Origin of the sequence: Ramlibacter pallidus, from assembly GCF_015070875.1 — a bacterium.
Lineage (GTDB): Bacteria > Pseudomonadota > Gammaproteobacteria > Burkholderiales > Burkholderiaceae_C > Ramlibacter > Ramlibacter pallidus.
In genome coordinates, this window is the sequence record NZ_JADDIV010000005.1 from 110,898 (window position 1) to 131,068 (window position 20,171).

Consider the following 20,171-nt stretch of genomic DNA (forward strand, 5'->3'; position numbering starts at 1 on the left):
GCGGGCCCCCGGCCCCCGACCTCGCCCTGACCCCGTGTGCACAAAGGACTCACGGCGCGTCCAACCTAGAATACCGACCGAGGAGCCCCCCGCGATGACCATCAAGAGCGACAAGTGGATCCGCCGCATGGCGGAGAAGCACGGATTGATCGAGCCGTTCGAGCCGAAGCAGGTGCGCGAAGTCGACGGCCGCCGCGTCATCAGCTACGGCACCTCCAGCTACGGCTACGACATCCGGTGCGCGCCGGAGTTCAAGGTGTTCACCAACATCCACAGCACCGTGGTGGACCCGAAGAACTTCGACGAGAAGAGCTTCGTCGACTTCCACGGCGACTCCTGCATCATCCCGCCCAACAGCTTCGCGCTGGCACGCACGGTGGAGTACTTCCGCATCCCGCGCAACGTGCTCACCATCTGCCTGGGCAAGAGCACGTACGCCCGTTGCGGCATCATCGTCAACGTCACGCCGTTCGAGCCCGAGTGGGAAGGCTACGTGACGCTGGAGTTCTCCAACACCACGCCGCTGCCCGCGAAGATCTATGCGGGCGAAGGCTGCGCGCAGGTCCTGTTCTTCGAGAGCGACGAGGAATGCGACGTGAGCTACAAGGACCGCGGCGGCAAGTACCAGGGCCAGCACGGGGTGACGCTGCCGAAGGCCTGAATCCCCACGGCGGCGTGTAGTCCGCCGCACCGCTTCGGCGAGCGCCCCACGTGGGCGCTCGCTTCGTTTGGGCCACGGCCGGGCAGTGCGGCGTGTTCGCGGGAAGGCGGATGCGCACTTTCGTGCTGTCGCGACGTTCCATCAGTCTTTCCGTTTCCGTTGCCGGCGCGCTACTTGGCCGGTGCGCGGAGGGATGGTCCGCCGCGCTTTCGCGGCGCCCCAGCATCGAAGCGGTCGCTCGCGCGCAACAAAGTACCCGGCAGCGGGCGCATGCACTGCGCGCGTACCGCGCGCGCGGTGAATGGCACGCGGAAGGTTCGTCGAGAGGCCGGAAGAACCGCAAGCTGTGCAGTCAAGATTCCGTCCTACAGCAGGACGCGGCGGCCACTCTGGCGGCGGCCCAGGGCGGGGCCTAGCATCAAAGTACCCCAAGGAAGTCCCGCCATGTCCATCCTCGCCAACGTCATCGACCCGCAAACGCAGGAGCCCCGCAGCCGCATGTTCTGGGTCCTGCTGGGGGCGCTGGTCGTCGCGCAGCTGTTCGCGTTCTGGCTCCTGTGCAGCCACCAGGTCCGCAAGGCCGAAGCGCGCAACAACGAGGTCATGGTGCACCAGATGGCGCTGGCGGACTGCCTGCAGTACATCCCGGGTTCCACCATTGCGAGCTGCAGCCGGCGCATCGCGCCCGACGCGCAGTCGATGCAGGCTGCGGCGCCTTCCGCCCTGGCCGGTGCGGTCCCGGTCAGCTTCACGTTCAGCCCCCGCTGAGAGGCCACCATGCAGACGCAACACGCTACCCCGGCCGCCCACGCCACCGCGGCCGCGGGCCTCGCTTCGCTCGAAGCGTCCGACGCGCTTCTGGCGCCGTCGTCCTCACCGCGCTACTGTCCCACCGGGCTGCTCGCGGGCTTCGCGCTGCTGATGGCGGGCCACGGCCGCTGCGTGAACACCGACATGATGCTCGGCGACCGCGAATACGCGATGTGGCAGCTGGCGTGCGCCCGCGCGATGGACGACGACGAACTCTCGCAGGTCGCCACGCGCCTCTTCTCCTATTTCGACGATGCCCGCCAGCCTTCGCTGCCGGTGATGGGCACGGCCTGAGGGCCTAGAACTCCGCGCCTTCCACGAGGAAGCGCACCCGCCGCGTTCCCTGCCATTCGTCCGCCTCCAGGCGGAACGCGATCCTGCAACGCGCGGGCAGCGGTTCGGTGCGGCCGAACCAGATGCCGTCGACCGGCTGGCCCTGGTGGCGCAGCTTGATCGACAGGTGCTTCTCGCCGACCAGCTTCTGCGACACGATCTCCACTTCCTCGCTGAACACCGGCGGCGCGAAGCCCTGGCCCCACACCTCCTGGTGCAGGGTGTCCACGAGGTCCGCGCGGCGGTATTCGGGCGACAGCGGGCCGTCCGTGTGCAGGCTGCGCAGCAGGGTCGCCGCGTCCAGCCACTCCTGTGCCACTTGCGCCAGCGCCTGCTCGAACACGTCCAGGTGTTCCTCGGCGACGGTGCAGCCCGCCGCCATGGCGTGGCCGCCGAAACGCAGCAGCACGCCGGGGTGCCGCTTGGCCACCAGGTCCAGCGCATCGCGCAGGTGGAAGCCGGGGATGGAGCGCCCGGAGCCCTTGAGCTCGTGCTCCTTGCCCGGCGCCTGGCTGGCGGCGAACACGAAGGTCGGCCGGTGCAGCTTGTCCTTGATGCGCGAAGCGACGATGCCGACCACGCCTTCGTGGAAGTCGGGGTCGAACACGCAGATGGCCGGGGGCGGCTCCTCGCCTTCGTCGAACAGCGATTCGGCCATGGCGAGCGCCTGTTCCCGCATGTCCCCCTCGATCTCGCGGCGTTCGCGGTTGATGCCGTCCAGGGTGCGCGCGAGTTCGTCGGCGCGCGCGGCATCGTCGGTGAGCAGGCATTCGATGCCGAGCGTCATGTCGGCCAGCCGGCCGGCCGCGTTGATGCGCGGCCCGAGCGCGAAGCCGAAGTCGAAGGTGGTGGCCGCCTGCGCCTTGCGCGCCGTGATGGCGAACAGCGATGCGAGCCCGCAGGGCAGCTGGCCGGCGCGGATGCGCTTGAGGCCCTGCGCCACCAGCCGCCGGTTGTTCGCGTCCAGCTTCACGACGTCGGCCACGGTGCCCAGCGCCACCAGCGGCAGCAGCGCGTCGAGCCGGGGCTGCGTGCCCTCGTCGAACACACCGCGGGCGCGCAGTTCGGCGCGCAGGGCCAGCAGGACGTAGAACATCACGCCGACGCCGGCGATGGACTTGCTCTCGAAGCCGCAGCCGGGCTGGTTGGGGTTCACGATCAGCGCGCCCCGCGGCAGCTCGGGGCCGGGCAGGTGGTGGTCGGTCACCAGCACCTGCAGTCCGAGGTCGAGGGCCGCCGCCACGCCGTCGAGGCTGGCGATGCCGTTGTCGACGGTGATCAGCACGTCCGCGCCCTTGGCCTTCACGCGCTGGGCGATCGGCCGCGTGAGGCCATAGCCATCGACGACCCGGTCGGGCACGAGGTAGTCGACGTGCCGCGCACCCAGCTGCCGCAGGCCGCGCACGGCCACCGCGCAGGCCGTGGCGCCGTCGCAGTCGTAGTCGGCGACGATGCACAGCCGGCGCTGCGCCGCGATCGCATCGGCGAGCAGGGTGGCGGCGTCCTGCGCGCCTTTCAACGTGGCCGGCGGCAGCAGCCGGCCCAGGCCGTTGTCCAGTTCGTCCTTGCCCAGCACGCCGCGCGCGGCGTAGAGGCGCGCGAGCAGCGGGTGGATGCCCGCCTGCTCGAGCGCCCAGGCGGCGCGCGGCGGGACGTCGCGGGTCAGGATCTTCACAGGCCCTCCAGCAGCGCCGAAGGTGCGGGCGCGGAGAACAGGCCGGTGAAGCGCTGCCAGGCGCCGCGGGCCGCGGACGACCAGGTGCGCGTGCCGGCTTCGCCGCACAGCGTGAGGCGGACGGTGCGCCCTTGCTCCAGTTCCCTGAGCAGGCGCGCGCCGTCGCGCGCATCCAGTTGTTCCCAGGCCGCGGCCCAGCCGGCCCAGTCGCCCACCAGTGCGGTGTCGCGAAGGTACGGCGTGACCTGCAGTCCGAGCGGCGTCGGCAAGCCGGGAGGCAGGGCACCGGTGCCGCTGACCCAGAAGGAGTTGACCGGCAGCAGCCCGCCGCGCTGGCGCGCGTCGTTCAGCGGCAGGGTGTAGAGGAGCATCTGCATTTCCTGTTGGAGCCGGCGCACCGGGCGCCCGGCGTCGCCGGAAGGCATCCAGCGGTCGATGGTGCGGCCCATCACCCGGTCGAGCGAGGCGCTGGGCAGCCGGCGGAACACGTCGGCGCGGGCCAGCCAGCGCAAGGGCGCATCGTACGCGAGGGTGATGCCGTCCTCGGCGAAATAAGGGCGCATGGCCTCCAGCAGGGCCTGTGAATCGTCGGCATCGAGCGCCAGGTCGTGCGGCAGTGCCATGTCGACGTGGTCGCGGCCCACCCGCCAGTGCGCAGGCGTGATCCAGGCCCAGCCCTCGGTGCCCGCTTCCTGCCCCGCCTGCCGGACCTGCAGGGCCGCCAGCGGGACCAGGCCGTCCTCGAACGGCAGGCCCCAGGCGCGCGCCAGCGCCCGCTCGTGCGGCGCCGACAGGCTGCCGGGGTCGCCCGCGTCCGTGCCTTCGACGCCCATCTGCCGCAGCAGCCGCTGGAGGTGGGGCAGCCGCAGGCCGCGGAGCGCCTCCTGGCAGCCGGAAGCGGCGCAGCTGGCGAAGGGAACGAGCAAGTGGACACCGTCTGACACAGCCGTATTGTCGGGGATGCCAGAATACGGGCCCACCCCCGAAGCGGCCTGCGGCCGCCTCCCCCTCAAGGGGGCGCCACCCGCGGCCCGGCGAAGCCGGTTCCGCGGTGGCCCCCGCAAGAAAGCCCCGACGCAAAGATGGCGCTTCCGTATGAACTCGTGCTCGGCTGGCGCTACACCCGCGCCGGCCGGGCCACACGGCGCAACGGCTTCATTTCCTTCATCTCCGGCGTGTCGATGCTCGGCATCTCCCTGGGCGTGGCGGCGCTGATCATCGTGCTGTCCGTCATGAACGGCTTCCAGAAGGAGGTCCGTGACCGCATGCTGGGCGTGGTCTCGCACATCGAGATCTACGGCCCCGGCGGCGGCGTGCTGCAGGACGTGGACCGCACGCTGCGCGAAGTGCGGCGCAACCCCGACGTGGTCGGCGCCGCGCCCTTCGTGGCCGCGCAGTCGCTGCTGGCCCGCGGCGAGGACATGCGCGGCACCATCGTGCGCGGCATCGACCCGAAGCTGGAGTCGCAGGTGACCGACCTGGCGGCCGCCTCGCAGCCGGTGCTGGACAAGCTCACCCCCGGCGCCTTCAACGTCGTGCTGGGCGCGGAACTCGCGCGCACGCTGGGCGTGCGCGAAGGCGACCCGGTGACGGTGATCGCCCCCGGCGGCCAGGTCACGCCTGCCGGCGTCGTTCCGCGGCTGAAGCAGATGACGGTGGCGGGCACCTTCGATTCGGGCCACTTCGAATACGACAGCGGCCTGGTGCTGATGCACGTGGAGGACGCCGCCCGCCTGTTCCGGTTGGAAGGCCCGACCGGCGTGCGCCTGAAGCTGCGCGACCTGCACCAGGCGCGCGAGGTGGCGGCGCAGCTCTCCACCACCTTGTCCGGCGACTTCCTGATCCGCGACTGGACGCGCCAGAACCGCACCTGGTTCGCCGCGGTGCAGCTGGAAAAGCGCATGATGTTCATCATCCTCACGCTGATCGTGGCGGTGGCGGCCTTCAACCTGGTGAGCACCTTGGTGATGACCGTGCAGGACAAGCGCGCCGACATCGCGATCCTGCGCACGCTGGGCGCGAGCCCGGCCAGCATCATGGGCATCTTCGTGGTGCAGGGCGCGGCGGTCGGCGTGATCGGCACGCTGGCCGGGCTGTTGCTCGGGCTCGGCATCGCGGCGAACATCGACGTCATCGTGCCGGCCATGGAAAGCGCGCTCAACGCGAGCTTCCTGCCGAAGGACATCTACCTGATCAGCCGCATGCCGAGCGACCCCCAGTCCTCCGACATCGTGCCGATCGCCATCATCTCCCTGGTGCTGGCGTTCGTCGCCACGCTCTACCCCAGCTGGCGCGCCAGCCGCGTCAACCCCGCCGAGGCCCTGCGCTATGAGTGAGGCCGTCATTCCCCACACCGGCGTCGTGCTGTCCGGCGAGGGCATCACCAAGCGGTTCAGCGAAGGCGGCCTCGACGTCGAAGTGCTGCGTGGCGTGGACCTGCACGTGCATGCGGGCGAAACGCTCGCGATCGTCGGTGCCTCCGGCTCCGGCAAGAGCACGCTGCTGCACGTGCTGGGCGGGCTCGACGCGCCGACCTCGGGCACGGTGCGCCTCATGGGCCGGGAGATGTCGAAGCTGGATGCGGCGGAGCAGGGCCGGTTGCGCAATCTGCACCTGGGCTTCGTCTACCAGTTCCACCACCTGCTGCCGGAATTCAGCGCGCTCGACAATGTCGGCATGCCGCTGCGCATCCGCCGCGAGCCGGTGGAGAAGATGCATGCGCAGGCGGCGGAGATGCTGGAGGCCGTGGGCCTGAAGGCGCGCATGAAGCACCGGCCGTCCGAGCTCTCGGGCGGCGAGCGCCAGCGGGTGGCGATCGCGCGGGCGCTGGTGGCGCACCCTGCCTGCGTGCTGGCCGACGAACCCACGGGCAACCTCGACCGCGGCACGGCCGATGCGGTGTTCCAGCTGATGCTGCAGCTGGCGCGCGACCGCGGCACGGCCTTCGTGATGGTCACGCACGACGAGCAGCTGGCCGCGAAGTGCGGGCGGATGGTGCGGCTGACGTCGGGAAAGCTGGACGCGTAGCCACCGTCATCCGCGCGCAGGCCGGGATCCGGCGGGAAGCGCTCCAGCCGCATCGCGTCGCGCCAGGCGGCGGGCGGTGTCGTCCCGCGATCAGGGGCCTCGGCTGGAAGGCTGTTCCCGGCGGCGAAGCAGGGCTACGAGAGCGCGTAGCGCGGATCGAGCGCTGCGACTGTGCACTGATTTCCGGGCTTCTGTCTGAACGGAGAGTTTGCCGCGCGCGGCAAAACTCGGAAGTGAGTTAGGCCGGATCGCCGCCGGGAGCAGCCTTCCAGCGCACCCGGAACGAAGCGTCAGCGAAGTGCAGGGCGAGGCACCGCGGGACGGCACTGCCCGCCGCCTGGCGCGACGGACCCCGATGGAATGCGGGAGCCCTGGATTCCCGCCTCCGCGGGAATGACGGAGCGGGATGGCCGACGGCTTACAGGATCCGGTTGAACCAGACCAGCGACAGCCCGGCCGAGAGGACCGCCAGCGCGGCGGCCACCATGGCGAACAGCGCCGAGATCTCGGTTTCCTTTTTCTCCACGGTGAGCTTGGAGCTGAGCGTCTCGTAGACCTTCTTCAGGTCCTGCGCGGTGCCGGCGTAGAAGTATTCGGCGGACGTCTTGTTGGCGATCGACTTGAGCGTCTCCTCGTCCAGCCGCACGCGCATCGACCAGCCTTCGAAGCCGATCGTCTCGCCGTCGACCGTGCCCACGCCCACCGTGTATACCCGCACGCCGCGGTCGGCCGCCATCTTGGCGGCTTCCAGCGGGTCGACGCCGGTGGTGCGCTGGCCGTCGGTCAGCATGATGATGGCCGCCGACGGATAGGAGCCGGGCGCCTGCGGCGTGAACTCCTTCTGCGGCTTGCGTTCGGTGTCCAGCGACATGCCGCGGGCGCGGTTGCGGCCGGCCTGCAGCGACTCGAGCTCGATGCCGGCATCGGGGAAGATCGTGGCCAGCGAGATCACGATCGCGTTGCCGGTCGCCGTGGCGCGCTGCAGCTGGAAGCGGTCGATGGCGGTCACCAGGTCTTCGCGGTTCACGGTGGGCAGCTGCGCCACCTGCGCCGAGCCCGCGAAGGCCACGATGCCCACCTTCACGTGGCGCGGCAGTTCCTGCAGGAAGGCCTTGGCGGCGTTCTGCGCCGCGACCAGCCGGTTCGGCTGCACGTCGGTGGCGCGCATGGAACCGGACACGTCCATCGCCAGGATGATGGTCTGCTGGTTCGACGGCAGCGTGACGACGGCGACGGGGCGGGCCGCCGCGAGCAGCAGCGCCGCGATGGACAGCAGGAACAGCACCGGCGGGATGTGCCGCCGCACCTGCTGGCCGGCACCCATCGCTTCCTTGATGAGGGACAGCGAGGCATAACGCACCGCCATCTTCTTCTTGCGGCGCAGCAGCAGGACGTACAACCCGACGAGGACCGGCAGCGCGAGCAGCAGCCAGAGGAACTGGGGCCAGAGGAATTGCATGGGTGGTCTCCCCGGGGATCAGGCGGCCCGGCGCAGGTGCGCAGGCATGCCGCCAGCGGACAGTTGGGTGCGGCGCTTGCGCATGTCGACGAAGCGCACGATGGCGTCGACCAGGTCGGCGTCGGTGGAGAGTTCCAGCGCGTCGACGTTGCTCTTGACGAGCGCCTCGCGCAGTTCGGCCTCCCGCTGCGCGGCGATGCGCGCGAAGCGCTTGCGGAAGCCCGCGTCGTGGGTATCGACCACCAGCTGCTCGCCGGTCTCGGCGTCGCGCAGCGTGAGCAGGCCGAGGTCGGGCAGCTCGAGTTCCAGCGGGTCGAGCACGCGCACGGCGACGACTTCATGCCGCTGCGCCAGCTGCGCCAGCGGCTTTTCCCAGCCCGGTTCGCTGATGAAGTCGGAGACGACGAAGACGGTGGAGCGGCGCTTGATCAGGCTGCCGGCGGAGGCCAGCAGCTCGTGCAGCCGAGTCGGGCCGTTCTCGGTCGACGCCGCGCGGTCCAGCATGCTGTGCAGCAGGTGCAGCACGTGGCGGCGGCCGCTGCGGGTGGGGATCACCGTGTCGACGCCGGAGCCGTACAGCATGGCGCCGACGCGGTTGCCGTGGCGCGTGAGCAGGCGCGCCAGCACGGTCACGAACTCGGCGGACACGTTGCGCTTGCGCAGCTCGCCGGAACCGAAGTCGATGGAGGGGCTGAGGTCCAGCAGGAACCAGGCCGACATCTCGCGGTCCTCGGTGAACACGCGCACGTGCGGCGACTGCATGCGCGCCGTGACGTTCCAGTCGATGTGCCGCACGTCGTCGTGCAGCTGGTATTCGCGCAGGTCGGCCAGGTCCAGCCCGGTGCCGCGCAGCAGCGTGCGGTAGTCACCCTGCAGCAGGCCGTCCAGGCGCTTGATGACCTTCCACTCCAGGCGGCGCAGCACCTGTTCGGCATGGTGCGCCGCGCCCACGGGGGGCGTCTCCTCCAGTGCCACCGCGGAACCGGCTCCGCCGGGCCGCTGGTGGCGCCCCCCCTGGGGGGAGGCGCCGGAGGCGCTTCGGGGGGGGGTGAGTTTACGCAGCCAGTTTTTCATGCTCGAGCGGCTTGGCCGGTGCCGGGACCTTGGCCATGATCTTCTGCACGATGGCGTCCGACGTGAGCCCTTCGGACAGCGCCTCGTACGACAGCACCACGCGGTGGCGCAGCACGTCGGGCACGAGGTCGACCATGTCCTCCGGCAGCGCATAGCCGCGGCCGCGCAGCATGGCCATGGCGCGCGCGCCTTCGACCAGGTTGATGGTGGCGCGCGGGCTGGCGCCGTAGGTGATGAAGGCCCGCAGGTCCTTCAGGCCATGGCGCTCCGGCGCGCGGGTGGCCGACACCAGCTTCACCGCGTACTGCACGAGCGACGGGTCGACGTAGACCTCGCGGCACTCGCGCTGCAGGGCGGCCAGCTGCTCGGTCGTGGCGACGGGCGTCACGTCCACCGCCGGCCCGGTCACGCGCTGCACGATCACGAACTCTTCCTCGTCCGTGGGATAGTCGACCAGCACCTTCATCATGAAGCGGTCGACCTGCGCCTCGGGCAGGGGATACGTGCCCTCGGTCTCGATCGGGTTCTGCGTCGCCATCACCAGGAACGGGTTGGGCACCTTGTGCGTCTCGCCCGCGATGGTGACCTGCCGCTCCTGCATCACCTCGAGCAGCGCGCTCTGCACCTTGGCGGGCGCACGGTTGATCTCGTCGGCCAGCAGCAGGTTGGCGAACACCGGTCCCAGCGACGTGCTGAAGTCGCCCGTCTTCTGGTTGTAGATGCGCGTGCCCACCAGGTCCGCCGGCACGAGGTCGGGCGTGAACTGGATGCGCTTGAACTGCCCGCGCATCGTGTTGGCGAGCGTCTTCACCGTCAGCGTCTTGGCCAGGCCGGGCACGCCTTCGACCAGCAGGTGGCCCTGCGCGAGCATCGCGACCATGACGCGCTCGAGGAAGCGGTCCTGGCCCACGACCACGCGCTTCACCTCGTAGAGAATCTGTTCCATCATCTGCGCCGTGGCGCTGTCCGTGCGGCTGGTGGTGTCCATGCGGTCCTGCGGAAGGAAGGGGAAGGGGGGCGCGCCGTCAGAACGGCGGCAGCCCGGCGGCGGAAGCGGCGTTCTCGATCGGCACGGCGAAGCCGATGCCGAGGAAGGTGCGCGCGGAGGTCGGGTTGAGGATGGCCGTCACGATGCCGACCACCTCGCCGTCCATGGTGACCAGCGGCCCGCCCGAATTGCCGGGGTTGGCCGCCGCGTCGAACTGGATCAGGTTCTTCATCTCCTGCTTGCCTTCGGGCGAGCGGAACACCCGGCCCAGCCCGGAGACCACGCCGCCCGACGCGGAGGGACCGATGCCGAACGGGAAACCGACCGCCAGCACCTTGTCGCCGGGTGCGAGGTCGTTGGTCGAGCGCATGGTGGCCGCGATCATGTCGTCGGGGATCTTGCTGGCCTGCAGCACCGCGAGGTCGTTCTCCGCCTGCACCCCGGTGACCGTGGCTTCGGCTTCGAGGCCGTCGTAGAACACGATCTTGATGCGGTCGGCGCCCTGCACCACGTGCAGGTTGGTGAGGATCACGCCCTTGTCGATGATGACCACGCCGGTGCCCACGCCGTTCTCGACCTCGTCGCCTTCGCCGGTGACGTCGGTGTCGTGCGGGCCGAGGGACTTGGGCTTGGCACCTGGCTTCGCGAGCTTCTGCTCGGTTTCCTTCAGCCGGCTCTTCTTGATGTAGCTCATCACGCGCACGACCGCCGGCCGCACGTTCTCGTAGGCCCGCGCGTATTCCGACGGCATGACCTGCGTCTCCATCGTCTTCATGACGGCGGCGTTGATGTCTTCCTGCGTCAGCTTGCGCTGCATGGGGCGCAGCGCGAGGCTGCCCGCCAGCGCGATCGCGAGCAGCACGATCGCGGCCCACATCATTGCGGGGCTGGTGGGCGACAAGGCGAAGCGGCGCCTGCGCGTGCCGGCCGGCGCAACGGCAGCGGAGGCACCGGGCTGGTCCGGCGTGGCGGCGGGGGAAGCGGGCGCGTCCTGGGGGGACGCGGCAGGCCGGGCGGGGCGGCTGGAGCTGTAGAGGGCGGGCCTGCGCATCCGTGTTCCTTGGGCTGTTCGATCAAGGGCCGGGGCACGCCGATGCAGCCCTGGCGATGGCACACGGTATCACGCTTTTCCGGGCCGTGCACGGCTTGCGGCATCATCGAAACCCTGATGTGGATTGATACGCACTGCCACCTGGATGCCGCGGAATTCGCGGGCGACGCCGACGCGGTGCGCGAGCGCGCCGCGCGCGCCGGCGTGGTGCATTGCGTGTTGCCGGCGGTGAACGCCGGGAACTTCCATGCCGTCCGCGCACTCGCGCACCGCCACGGCGACGTCTACGCGCTCGGCATCCATCCGCTTTGCACGGGCGAGGCGCGCGAGGCCGACCTGCAGGCGCTCGACCATGCGCTCGCGGAACACCGCGACGATCCGCGGCTGGTGGCGGTGGGCGAGATCGGGCTGGACTACTTCGTGCCGGGCCTCGATGCCGCGCGGCAGGAATGGTTCTACGCCGAGCAGCTCGCGATCGCGCACCGCCACGGCCTGCCCGTGCTGCTGCACGTCCGGCGGTCGGCCGACCAGCTGCTCAAGCAGTTGCGGCGCGTTCCCGTCACCGGCATCGCGCACGCCTTCAACGGCAGCGCGCAGCAGGCGCAGGCGTTCGTGCAGCTGGGCTTCCGGCTCGGCTTCGGGGGAACCCTGACGTACGAGCGGGCCTTGCAGATCCGGCGGCTGGCGGTGGAACTTCCGTTGCACTCGCTGGTGCTGGAGACCGACGCGCCCGACATCCCGCCGCACTGGCTTTACCGGACGGCGGAGCAGCGCGCGGAGGGCACGCCGCAGGGGCGCAACGAGCCCGGGGAGCTGCCGCGGATCGGCGCGGTGCTGGCGCAGCTGCGCGGCATGGAGAGCGACGCACTGGCCGCGGCGACCAGCGCCAACACGCGCGCCGCCCTGCCGCGGCTGGCGGCGCTCGCCGCGTGACCGTCAGGAGAGGTGCTGCGCCTTCTGCTCGATGCCGGCGAGCTGCACCGCCAGGTCCTGCACGCCCGACTGCAGCAGGGCGACTTCGGCGCGCGCCTGGGTGAGGGTGACCTGCATCGCATGCCGCGTGTCGATGGCGGCGACGAGTTCCTCGGGCACCAGCGGCCGGTAGGCGAGGGCCTCGATCAGCGGCTGCAGCGCGTCGTGCAGCCGGTCGCCGGCGGCCGGCACCTTGACCTGCAGCGTGGTGCCGAGCACGGCACGCTGTTGGGCCAGCTGCTCGCAGGCGGCATGCACGCTGCGCGCCAGCCCGCAGAGGCGGTGGACGGTCTGCAGCCGCTCGCGCAGCGTGCGGCCGCGGCGGCCCAGTTCCTCCAGCGCGCGATGGGACACCTCGGCCGTGGCGGACTGGCGGCGCTTGTGCAATTCGCGGTCCATCTGGGCCAGCCAGTGCGCGCCCTGGCGCACACGCTTCTGGAGGGAAGCCGACTCCAGCACCAGTTCGATCCACAGCAGGCGCGACACCGGCGCCTGCGTGGCGTGGTGCTCCGTCAACCGGCCGGCCAGGTCCTGCAGGCTCTTGCCGGCCCGGTGGATGGCGGCGCATTGCTGCAGGAACTCGAGCGCCCGGTCGCCGCCGTTGCGGCCGGCGATGAAGTCGAGCGCGGCGATCGCGTCGTGCAGGTCCGCCAGCGCGGCGTCCACGTGCTCCAGGCTCGGCCCCGCGGTTGCGAGTTGCAGCTGGCGGCGCAGGGCGTCCACCCGCGGCACGCGCTTGCGCACCATGCTGTCGAGCAGGTGTTGCGCGGCGGCCGCCAGCGAGGCGGCGGATTGCTGCGGGGCGCTGGCGGGCCGGGCCGGCGTGGGTTCCTGCGCGTCGGTCCACATGCCTTGCGGCACGAGGCTGGGGTAACCGGAAAGCTGCGATTCCGGCGTGAAGTCGGTCATGGCAACATTTTGTAACCCGTTCGGGGTCTCCCGCCGTGAAGAAGCGCACGGAAGAGTTCCGCCCGGCGCCCGCCGGTCACCTTCCAGGGGCAGGCGGTCCGCCCGCTGTTGCTGGGGCGCCCGACGCGCAGGCGATTGCGGGGACGCGGACGTCCATGCGATAAGCACGGCGCCCCATTACAAAGGAGACGCCCCATGACTTTCCGCACCCTGGCGCGACGGCTGCGCCCCTGGCTGTTCGCCGCCGGCTTCCTGGCCGCCGTGCCGGCGCTCGTCGCGCAACCGCTGCCCGCCGGCCGCCCGCAGGAACTCGGCTTCAGCCCCGAGCGCCTGGAGCGCCTGGGCCAGTGGATGCAGGGCGAAGTGGCGGCCAGGCGCGTGCCGGGCGCCGTCGTCCTGGTCGTGCGCAAGGGCAAGGTCGCCTACGCCCAGGCTTTCGGCGAGCAGGACCCCGGCACCTCCCGGCCGATGGCGCGCGACAGCCTGTTCCGCATCTACTCGATGACCAAGCCGATCGTCTCGGTGGCGGCCATGATGCTGGTGGAAGAAGGCCGGCTGCAGCTGGAGGCGCCGGTCTCGCGCTACATCCCCAGCTTCGCCAACCTGCGCGTCGGCGTGGAGAAGGTCGATGCCTCCGGGGCGAAGAGCCTCGAGCTCGTGCCCATGCGCCGGCAGATGACCGTGCAGGACCTGCTGCGGCACACCTCCGGCCTCACCTACGGCTTCTTCGGCGATTCCCTGGTGAAGAAGGCCTACCTCGACGCTGGCGTCGGCGCCGGCGACTTCACCAGCGCGGAATTCGTCGAGAAGCTCGCGACCCTGCCGCTGCACTACCAGCCGGGCAGCACGTGGGACTACAGCTATTCCACCGACGTGCTCGGCCGCGTGCTGGAGGTCGCGACCGGCCAGAGCCTCGGTTCGCTGCTGCAGGCGCGCCTGTTCACGCCGCTGGGCATGAAGGACACCAGCTTCTACGTGCCGGAAGCCGCCCGCCAGGCGCGCATCGCCGAGCCCTTCCCCGAGGACCGCTCGTTCGGCGCCGGCGCCGCCATGGGCGACCCGCGCGTGGTGCAGAAGTTCGAGTCCGGCGGCGGCGGCCTGGTGTCGACGGCGGACGACTATGCGCGCTTCCTGCTGATGCTCTCCAACGGCGGCGTGCTGGACGGCCGCCGCTACCTGGGCCCGAAGACGCTGGAGTTCATGACCGCCGACCACCTGGGCACGTCCATCGCGACCACCCCGCTGTACCTGCCGGGGCCCGGCTACGGTTTCGGCCTCGGCTTCGCGGTGCGCAAGGTGAACGGCGAGGCGGCGTACACGAGCCCGGCGGGCGAGTACTACTGGGGCGGCGCCGGCGGCACCTACATGTGGGTGGACCCGCGGAACAGCATGTTCGTGGTGTTCATGATGCAATCGCCGAAGCAGCGCGTGCCCTACCGCTCGATCCTGCGCAACATGGTCTACGCGGCGATGGAGAGGTAGCCCGTATGATGCGCGGCGAAGTGAAACCCGCCGCGCGCCAGCTCCCCGAAGTCAATTTCTCCGACCACGGCGACATCCGCTACCTGCACCTGGGCACGGAGTGGATCCAGGGCTCGATGCGCCTCGACGAGCCGTATGCGATCGAGCTGGAATACGTGCAGCGGATGATGGCCTGGCTGCTGTTCGTGCAGCCGCAGTCGGTGGCGAAGCGGCACGCCATGCAGATGGGGCTGGGGGCCGCCTCGCTCACCAAGTTCTGCCACAGGAAGCTGCGGATGAAGACCACGGCCATCGAGCTGAACCCGCAGGTGGTGGCCGCCTGCCGCATCTGGTTCAAGCTGCCGAAGGACGATGCGCGCCTGTCGGTGGTGCTGGGCGACGCGGCGGAGGTGGCGGCGCACGCGCACTGGCGCGGGCAGGTCGATGCCCTGCAGGTCGACCTCTACGACCACGAGGCCGCGGCGCCCGTCCTGGACAGCGAGGACTTCTACCGCGACTGCCGTGGCCTGCTGACGGAAGACGGCTGCATGACGGTGAACCTCTTCGGCCGCTCCTCCAGCTACGAGCGCAGCCTCAAGCGCATCCGCGGCGCCTTCGGGGCGGACGCCGTGTGGGCCTTCAAGCCGACGCGCGAGGGCAACACGGTGGTGCTCGCCTTGCGCGAGCCGGCATGGCCCACGCGCGCGGAGCTGGACGCGCGCGCGGCGGAGATCGAATCGCGCTGGGGACTGCCCGCGAAGAAGTGGCTGCGGGTGTTCCGGCGGGCGTGAGCGCCGGGCGGCGAATCGCTACCATGGCGCCATGAGCGCGCAACCCCAACCCAGGATCTCCGCCCGCAGCCGTCCGAGCGGCCCCCTGCACTGGCAGCACCTCGTCGAGTGGCTCAGCGAGGACGGGGTGATCTCCCCCGAGGAGGCGCGGCGCACCATCGCCCGCTGTTCGCAGGCGGAAAGCGCGCAGAACCCGCTGGTGCGGCTGGCCGCCGTGGCGATGGCGCGGGCATCGGACGGCAAGCCGCTGGACATCGAGGCGCTCACGCAATACCTCGCCGGCCGAGCCAACCTGGAGTACCTGCGGATCGACCCGCTGCGCGTGGACGTCTCCAAGGTGGCCGACATCATGAGCGCCGGCTATGCCGAGCGGCACAAGGTGCTGCCGGTGCAGGTGACCGCGACGGAGGTGGTGATCGCCACTGCCGAACCCTTCATCGAGGGCTGGATCGAGGAGGTGCAGCGGCAGGCCCGGCGCAACGTGCGGCGCGTCGTGTCCAACCCGCAGGACATCCACCGCTATACCGCGGAGTTCTTCGCGCTCGCCAAGTCCGTGCGCAGCGCGCAGAAGGCCGGCGGCAATGCGGGAGCCGCCAGCTTCGAGCAGCTGGTGGAGCTGGGCAAGAGCAACAAGCAGCTGGACGCCAACGACCAGGGCGTGGTGCAGGTCGTCGACTGGCTCTGGCAGTACGCCTTCGACCAGCGCGCCAGCGACATCCACCTGGAGCCGCGCCGCGAGCAGGGCGTGATCCGCTTCCGCATCGACGGCGTGCTGCATCCGGTGTACCAGATGCCGATGACGGTGCTCAACGCGATGATCGCGCGGGTCAAGCTGCTGGGACGCATGGACGTGGTGGAGAAGCGCCGTCCGCTGGACGGCCGCATCAAGACGCGCAACCCGCGCGGCGACGAGGTGGAGATGCGCCTGTCCACGCTGCCCACCGCCTTCGGCGAGAAGATGGTGATGCGGATCTTCGATCCGGACACGGCGGTGAAGGACCTCGACGCCCTCGGCTTCGCGCCGCATGACGCGCAGCGCTGGGAGGCGCTGGTGAAGCGGCCGCACGGCATCCTGCTGGTGACCGGCCCGACCGGTTCGGGCAAGACCACGACGCTCTATTCGACGCTGAAGCGGCTGGCGACGGAGGAAGTGAACGTCAGCACCATCGAGGACCCGATCGAGATGATCGAGCCCTCCTTCAACCAGACGCAGGTGCAGCCGCAGCTGGACCTGGACTTCGCCACGGGGCTGCGGGCGCTGATGCGGCAGGACCCGGACATCATCATGGTCGGCGAGATCCGCGACCTGCAGACCGCGGAGATGGCGGTGCAGGCGGCCCTCACGGGCCACCTGGTGTTCTCGACGCTGCACACCAACGACGCGCCGTCGGCCATCTCGCGGCTGATGGAGCTGGGCGTGCCGGCCTACCTCATCAACGCCACCGTCATCGGGGTGCTGGCCCAGCGCCTGGTGCGCACGCTGTGCGCCCAGTGCCGCGAGCCGGACCAGGAAACGGCCCGGACCGCCCTCGACGAGGTGGTGAAGCCCTGGAAGATCACCGGGACCTGGCAGCCGTACCGGCCGGTCGGCTGCGAGGACTGCCGCATGACCGGGTTCCGGGGCCGCATGGGCCTGTACGAGCTGCTGGCCGTCACCGAGGACTTCAAGGGGAAGATCGGCGGCGCCCCGGACATGGCCGCCATCCGCCGCCAGGCCATCGCCGACGGCATGCGGCCGCTGCGGCTGGCGGGGGCCCTGCGGGTGGCGGAAGGGCTCACGACGGTCGAGGAAGTCCTGAGCGCGACCCCGCCGCTGGAGTGAGCGCACGCGCAGGCGGTGTCGCCTGGGCAACATGCGGGTAACGGGTTGTAGGTGATACCCACATCGGCCCGAAGTCGGTTTCCCCCCAAAATCCGCCGGTTCAGCAATCCGCTTAGGAGACAACCCCATGAGAATCAAGAGCGAGAAGGACTTCTTCGCTGGCCTCATGTTCATGGTGGCCGGCATCGCGTTCGCGTGGGGCGCCACCAACTACACCATCGGCGACGCCGCGCGCATGGGTCCGGGCTACTTCCCGCTGATCCTGGGCATCCTGCTCGCCCTGGTCGGCCTGTTCGTCACCTTCGAAGCCCTGGTGGTGGAGACGGAAGACGGCGAGAAGGTCGGCAAGTTCGCCTGGAAGCCGCTGTTCTTCATCATCTTCTCGAACGTCGTGTTCGGCATCTGCATCGGCGGCATCCCCAAGCTGGGCATCCCGGCCCTGGGCCTGATCGTCGGCATCTACGCGCTGACCTTCATCGCCAGCCTGGCCGGCGAGGAGCACAAGAACAGGGAAGTGATCGTCCTGGCCACGGTGCTGGCGATCATCAGCTACGTCGCGTTCATCTACCTGCTGAAGCTGCAGTTCCCCGTGTGGCCCAGCTTCCTGACCCGCTAAAGGACGCCTCCCCATGGACCTGATCAGCAACCTTTCGCTGGGTTTCGGCGTCGCCTTCACGCCGATCAACCTGCTGTACTGCTTCATCGGCTGCGTCCTGGGCACCGCCATCGGCGTGCTGCCCGGCATCGGCCCGGTCGCGACCATCGCGATGCTGCTGCCCGCCACCTATGCGCTGCCCCCCGTGTCCGCGCTGATCATGCTGGCCGGCATCTACTACGGCGCGGCCTACGGCGGCTCCACCACGGCGATCCTGGTGAACCTGCCAGGAGAGTCGTCCTCGGTGGTGACGATCATCGACGGCTACCAGATGGCCAGGCAGGGCCGCGCGGGGCCAGCGCTGGCCGCGGCGGGCATCGGGTCGTTCTTCGCCGGCTGCGTGGCCACGCTGATCCTGGCGGCCTTCGCGGCGCCGCTGACCGAGGTCGCCTTCAAGTTCGGCCCCGCGGAGTACTTCTCGCTGATGGTGCTCGGCCTGATCGGCGCCGTGGTGCTGGCCTCCGGCTCGCTGGTCAAGGCGATCGCGATGATCCTGCTGGGCCTGCTGCTGGGCCTGATCGGCACGGACGTGAACTCGGGCGTCGCGCGCTACTCGTTCGACATCCCGGAACTGACCGACGGCCTCGGCTTCATCGTGATCGCGATGGGCGTGTTCGGCTACGGCGAGATCATCTCGAACCTCGGCAAGCACGAGAGCGAGCGCCAGGTGTTCACCGCCAACGTGACCGGCCTGTTCCCGACCCGCGACGACTTCAAGCGCATGGCGCCCGCCATCCTGCGCGGCACGGCGCTCGGTTCGGCGCTGGGCATCCTGCCGGGCGGCGGCGCGCTGCTGTCGGCCTTCGCCGCGTACACGATCGAGAAGAAGACCAAGCTGAAGCCGGGCGAAGTGCCTTTCGGCAAGGGCAACATCCGCGGCGTCGCGGCGCCGGAGGCGGCCAACAACGCCGGCTCGCAGACCTCCTTCATCCCGCTGCTCACGCTGGGCATCCCGCCCAACGCGGTGATGGCGCTGATGGTCGGCGCGATGACGATCCACAACATCCAGCCGGGCCCGCAGGTGATGACCAGCAACCCGCAGCTGTTCTGGGGCCTGATCGCCTCGATGTGGCTCGGCAACGCGATGCTGATCATCCTGAACCTGCCGCTGATCGGCATGTGGATCAAGCTGCTGACCGTGCCCTACCGCTGGCTGTTCCCGGCCATCGTGCTGTTCTGCGCCATCGGCGTGTACTCCACGAACAACAACACCTGGGACATCTGGATGGTCGCCATCTTCGGCGTCGTGGGCTACATCTTCATCAAGCTGGGGTGCGAGCCCGCGCCGCTGCTCCTGGGCTTCATCCTGGGCCCGATGATGGAAGAGAACCTGCGGCGCGCGCTGCTGCTGTCGCGCGGCGACTGGAGCGTGCTGGTCACGCGCCCGCTGTCCGCCGGCCTGCTGGCCGCGGCCGTCCTGCTGGTCATCATCGTGCTGCTGCCCGCGGTGAAGAACAAGCGGGAGGAGGCCTTCGTCGAGGAGTGATCCGCGACGGCGGCCCTCGCCAAACGGAAGGCGCCCCGCGGGGCGCCTTTTGCATGGGGCGGAGACAATCGGCCATGCCTTCCGGTCCCTTCGCCGCATGACGGACGCCGCCTCCGCGCGCCTGCCGGGGCTCGCCCTCGCACTCGGCGGCGCCATCGCCTTCAGCGGCAAGGCCATCGTCGTCAAGCTGTCGTACCGCTACGGCGTGGACGCGGTCACGCTCATCATGTACCGCATGCTGTTCGCGCTGCCGCTGTTCGCCGGCATGGCGTGGTGGGCCGGGCGCGGCAAGCCCCCGCTGACGCGCCGGGACTGGGGCGCGGTCATCGCGCTCGGCTTCTGCGGGTACTACCTCTCCAGCTTCCTCGATTTCGTGGGGCTGCAGTACATCACCGCCTCGCTCGAGCGCCTGATCCTGTACCTCAACCCGACGATGGTGCTGCTGTTCGGATGGCTGCTGTACGGACGGCGCTGGACCGCGCGGCAGGTCGTCGGCATGGGCATCAGCTACTGCGGCGTGGCGCTGGTGTTCGGCCAGGAACTGCGCATCGAAGGCGGCAACGTGGCGCTCGGCGCCGCGCTCGTGTTCGCCAGCACGGTGAGCTACGCGCTCTACATGGTCTACAGCGGTCAGGTGGTGCAGCGCCTGGGCTCGCTGCGGCTGGTGGGGCTGGCGACCTCGGTGGCGTGCGTCTGCTGCATCGCGCAGTTCCTCCTGCTGCGGCCGGTGGAGGCCGCGCTCGCGGTGGCGCCCGAGGTGGTCTGGCTGTCGATCGCCAACGCCAGCCTGGGCACGGCGGTGCCCGTGCTGCTGGTGATGATGGCGATCGAACGGATCGGTGCCGCGGCCACCGCGCAGGCCGGGATGGTCGGGCCGATCTCCACCATCCTGCTCGGGATCTGGCTCCTGGGCGAGCCTTTCACGGCCTGGCTCGCGGCGGGCACGCTTCTGGTGCTGGCGGGGATCTACGTCTTCACCCGCCCGCCGCGCTGAACC

Annotated in this window: 19 protein-coding genes; 12 read left to right on the plus strand and 7 right to left on the minus strand. The window is 70.1% G+C overall.

All coding sequences use genetic code 11. The features are described 5' to 3' along the window. The first annotated feature begins 94 nt into the window (after window positions 1-94). The 3 genes from dcd (at window position 95) to IM787_RS17495 (ending at window position 1,765) form a co-directional block, all read left to right on the plus strand. Window positions 95-661 (plus strand): dCTP deaminase, encoded by a 567-nt coding sequence (gene dcd / locus IM787_RS17485; protein ID WP_193677992.1) that lies wholly within the window; start codon window positions 95-97, stop codon window positions 659-661. A 444-nt stretch (window positions 662-1,105) separates the two neighbouring features. Further along, on the plus strand, window positions 1,106-1,429 hold the full coding sequence (locus IM787_RS17490) for a hypothetical protein (RefSeq protein WP_193677993.1): 324 nt from the start codon (window positions 1,106-1,108) through the stop codon (window positions 1,427-1,429). 9 nt (window positions 1,430-1,438) lie between these two features. Further along, window positions 1,439-1,765: a hypothetical protein gene (locus IM787_RS17495; RefSeq protein WP_193677994.1), complete on the plus strand. Its 327-nt coding sequence runs from the start codon at window positions 1,439-1,441 to the stop codon at window positions 1,763-1,765. 4 nt (window positions 1,766-1,769) lie between these two features. On the opposite strand, the gene recJ is transcribed toward IM787_RS17495, so the two are convergent. Then, complete coding sequence (recJ, locus tag IM787_RS17500; protein ID WP_193677995.1) at window positions 1,770-3,479, minus strand: single-stranded-DNA-specific exonuclease RecJ; 1,710 nt, start codon at window positions 3,477-3,479, stop codon at window positions 1,770-1,772. Continuing rightward, complete coding sequence (locus IM787_RS17505; protein ID WP_227494468.1) at window positions 3,476-4,405, minus strand: hypothetical protein; 930 nt, start codon at window positions 4,403-4,405, stop codon at window positions 3,476-3,478. Before IM787_RS17505 ends, recJ begins: the two co-directional genes overlap by 4 nt. A 156-nt stretch (window positions 4,406-4,561) precedes the next feature. On the opposite strand from IM787_RS17505, the gene IM787_RS17510 reads away from it, so the two are divergent. Both IM787_RS17510 and lolD read left to right on the plus strand, forming a co-directional pair. Further along, on the plus strand, window positions 4,562-5,815 hold the full coding sequence (locus IM787_RS17510) for a lipoprotein-releasing ABC transporter permease subunit (protein WP_193677997.1): 1,254 nt from the start codon (window positions 4,562-4,564) through the stop codon (window positions 5,813-5,815). Further along, complete coding sequence (lolD, locus tag IM787_RS17515) at window positions 5,808-6,506, plus strand: lipoprotein-releasing ABC transporter ATP-binding protein LolD (RefSeq protein WP_193677998.1); 699 nt, start codon at window positions 5,808-5,810, stop codon at window positions 6,504-6,506. The genes IM787_RS17510 and lolD overlap by 8 nt, the downstream gene beginning before the upstream one ends. A gap of 418 nt (window positions 6,507-6,924) precedes the next feature. Here lolD and IM787_RS17520 read toward each other — a convergent pair whose 3' ends face one another. The 4 genes from IM787_RS17520 to IM787_RS17535 form a co-directional block, all read right to left on the minus strand. Beyond that, window positions 6,925-7,965 carry a VWA domain-containing protein gene (locus IM787_RS17520; protein WP_193677999.1) on the minus strand — a complete coding sequence of 347 codons (1,041 nt, stop codon included), beginning with the start codon at window positions 7,963-7,965 and terminating at the stop codon, window positions 6,925-6,927. Between the two features lie 18 nt (window positions 7,966-7,983). Beyond that, window positions 7,984-8,916 (minus strand): DUF58 domain-containing protein, encoded by a 933-nt coding sequence (locus tag IM787_RS17525; protein ID WP_354004438.1) that lies wholly within the window; start codon window positions 8,914-8,916, stop codon window positions 7,984-7,986. Window positions 8,917-9,019: 103 nt separating this feature from the next. Continuing rightward, on the minus strand, window positions 9,020-10,027 hold the full coding sequence (locus IM787_RS17530; protein ID WP_193678001.1) for an AAA family ATPase: 1,008 nt from the start codon (window positions 10,025-10,027) through the stop codon (window positions 9,020-9,022). 37 nt (window positions 10,028-10,064) lie between these two features. Beyond that, the gene (locus IM787_RS17535; RefSeq protein ID WP_193678002.1) at window positions 10,065-11,078 is read right to left on the minus strand and encodes a S1C family serine protease; all 1,014 of its coding nucleotides are present in this window, start codon (window positions 11,076-11,078) and stop codon (window positions 10,065-10,067) included. Between the two features lie 117 nt (window positions 11,079-11,195). On the opposite strand from IM787_RS17535, the gene IM787_RS17540 reads away from it, so the two are divergent. Then, window positions 11,196-12,011 (plus strand): TatD family hydrolase, encoded by an 816-nt coding sequence (locus tag IM787_RS17540; RefSeq protein ID WP_193678003.1) that lies wholly within the window; start codon window positions 11,196-11,198, stop codon window positions 12,009-12,011. 3 nt (window positions 12,012-12,014) lie between these two features. Here the strand turns inward: IM787_RS17540 and IM787_RS17545 are convergent, their stop codons facing one another. Then, entirely contained in the window at window positions 12,015-12,959 is a 945-nt protein-coding gene (locus IM787_RS17545; protein WP_193678004.1) for a hypothetical protein, read from the minus strand. A 195-nt stretch (window positions 12,960-13,154) separates the two neighbouring features. Here IM787_RS17545 and IM787_RS17550 point away from each other — a divergent pair, with 195 nt between their 5' ends. From IM787_RS17550 to IM787_RS17575, 6 genes are all read left to right on the plus strand, one after another. Next, complete coding sequence (locus IM787_RS17550; RefSeq protein WP_193678005.1) at window positions 13,155-14,441, plus strand: serine hydrolase domain-containing protein; 1,287 nt, start codon at window positions 13,155-13,157, stop codon at window positions 14,439-14,441. 8 nt (window positions 14,442-14,449) lie between these two features. Then, on the plus strand, window positions 14,450-15,211 hold the full coding sequence (locus IM787_RS17555) for a spermine/spermidine synthase domain-containing protein (protein ID WP_193678387.1): 762 nt from the start codon (window positions 14,450-14,452) through the stop codon (window positions 15,209-15,211). A gap of 31 nt (window positions 15,212-15,242) precedes the next feature. After that, window positions 15,243-17,033, plus strand: coding sequence for a type IV pilus assembly ATPase TfpB (gene tfpB, locus IM787_RS17560; RefSeq protein WP_193678006.1), 1,791 nt, complete (start codon window positions 15,243-15,245; stop codon window positions 17,031-17,033). A gap of 127 nt (window positions 17,034-17,160) precedes the next feature. Further along, window positions 17,161-17,649 carry a tripartite tricarboxylate transporter TctB family protein gene (locus tag IM787_RS17565; protein WP_193678007.1) on the plus strand — a complete coding sequence of 163 codons (489 nt, stop codon included), beginning with the start codon at window positions 17,161-17,163 and terminating at the stop codon, window positions 17,647-17,649. A gap of 13 nt (window positions 17,650-17,662) precedes the next feature. Then, window positions 17,663-19,174: a tripartite tricarboxylate transporter permease gene (locus IM787_RS17570; protein ID WP_193678008.1), complete on the plus strand. Its 1,512-nt coding sequence runs from the start codon at window positions 17,663-17,665 to the stop codon at window positions 19,172-19,174. Window positions 19,175-19,271: 97 nt separating this feature from the next. Next, a complete protein-coding gene (locus IM787_RS17575) occupies window positions 19,272-20,168 on the plus strand; it encodes a DMT family transporter (RefSeq protein WP_193678009.1) in 897 nt (298 codons plus the stop codon). Window positions 20,169-20,171 lie beyond the last annotated feature (3 nt).

What these genes read in the sequence shown, in the direction of transcription:
- dcd (WP_193677992.1), top strand. Translation starts at nt 95, where the DNA reads ATGACCATCAAGAGCGACAAGTGGATCCGCCGCATGGCGGAGAAGCAC.
- IM787_RS17490 (WP_193677993.1), top strand. Translation starts at nt 1,106, where the DNA reads ATGTCCATCCTCGCCAACGTCATCGACCCGCAAACGCAGGAGCCCCGC.
- IM787_RS17495 (WP_193677994.1), top strand. Translation starts at nt 1,439, where the DNA reads ATGCAGACGCAACACGCTACCCCGGCCGCCCACGCCACCGCGGCCGCG.
- IM787_RS17510 (WP_193677997.1), top strand. Translation starts at nt 4,562, where the DNA reads ATGGCGCTTCCGTATGAACTCGTGCTCGGCTGGCGCTACACCCGCGCC.
- lolD (WP_193677998.1), top strand. Translation starts at nt 5,808, where the DNA reads ATGAGTGAGGCCGTCATTCCCCACACCGGCGTCGTGCTGTCCGGCGAG.
- IM787_RS17520 (WP_193677999.1), bottom strand. Translation starts at nt 7,965, where the DNA reads ATGCAATTCCTCTGGCCCCAGTTCCTCTGGCTGCTGCTCGCGCTGCCG.
- IM787_RS17530 (WP_193678001.1), bottom strand. Translation starts at nt 10,027, where the DNA reads ATGGACACCACCAGCCGCACGGACAGCGCCACGGCGCAGATGATGGAA.
- IM787_RS17535 (WP_193678002.1), bottom strand. Translation starts at nt 11,078, where the DNA reads ATGCGCAGGCCCGCCCTCTACAGCTCCAGCCGCCCCGCCCGGCCTGCC.
- IM787_RS17540 (WP_193678003.1), top strand. Translation starts at nt 11,196, where the DNA reads ATGTGGATTGATACGCACTGCCACCTGGATGCCGCGGAATTCGCGGGC.
- IM787_RS17545 (WP_193678004.1), bottom strand. Translation starts at nt 12,959, where the DNA reads ATGACCGACTTCACGCCGGAATCGCAGCTTTCCGGTTACCCCAGCCTC.
- IM787_RS17550 (WP_193678005.1), top strand. Translation starts at nt 13,155, where the DNA reads ATGACTTTCCGCACCCTGGCGCGACGGCTGCGCCCCTGGCTGTTCGCC.
- IM787_RS17555 (WP_193678387.1), top strand. Translation starts at nt 14,450, where the DNA reads ATGCGCGGCGAAGTGAAACCCGCCGCGCGCCAGCTCCCCGAAGTCAAT.
- tfpB (WP_193678006.1), top strand. Translation starts at nt 15,243, where the DNA reads ATGAGCGCGCAACCCCAACCCAGGATCTCCGCCCGCAGCCGTCCGAGC.
- IM787_RS17565 (WP_193678007.1), top strand. Translation starts at nt 17,161, where the DNA reads ATGAGAATCAAGAGCGAGAAGGACTTCTTCGCTGGCCTCATGTTCATG.
- IM787_RS17570 (WP_193678008.1), top strand. Translation starts at nt 17,663, where the DNA reads ATGGACCTGATCAGCAACCTTTCGCTGGGTTTCGGCGTCGCCTTCACG.
- IM787_RS17575 (WP_193678009.1), top strand. Translation starts at nt 19,272, where the DNA reads ATGACGGACGCCGCCTCCGCGCGCCTGCCGGGGCTCGCCCTCGCACTC.